Genomic DNA, 392 nt, shown 5'->3' with positions numbered 1-392 from the left:
CCGTGACGAATACCCGCATTGCTTGAAGCCGATCCATGATTTGCCCGCTTTCAGAAACAAACTATGTCCAAGCATCGCATTTTTTGTACTGAGTCTGGCAACTAAGCTCTGTTGCATCGCCAGACTGGCATTGGTAATCCGGAGCAACAAATGATCGGCTTCACCCCCTTCAAACGCGTTCTGCTCGCCGCGGCATTTTTCGGCTTTGCCGCCCATGCATCCGCCGCCGAGCTGAGCCTTGATGTCTACAATCCGGGCACCCAGGCGATTTTCCCGGTCAGCTCGGTGCTGGTCAGCGGTGAGAAAGAAGCGATTCTGGTCGATGCGCAATTCGGCAAATCCCAGGCCGAACAGGTGGTGGAGAAGATCCGCGCCAGTGGTAAACAGTTGAC

Annotated in this window: 1 pseudogene; it reads left to right on the top strand. The window is 54.8% G+C overall.

Going from position 1 to position 392, the window contains the following annotated elements:
* Window positions 1-150: 150 nt before the first annotated feature.
* Window positions 151-392 (top strand): annotated as a pseudogene (locus AC0T7J_RS25465) (MBL fold metallo-hydrolase); the annotation flags it as partial.

It is taken from the genome of Pantoea sp. E956-1 (genome assembly GCF_982223955.1).
Note: the sequence above shows the minus strand (reverse complement) of the source record. Positions and strands in the feature narration are given on the sequence as shown.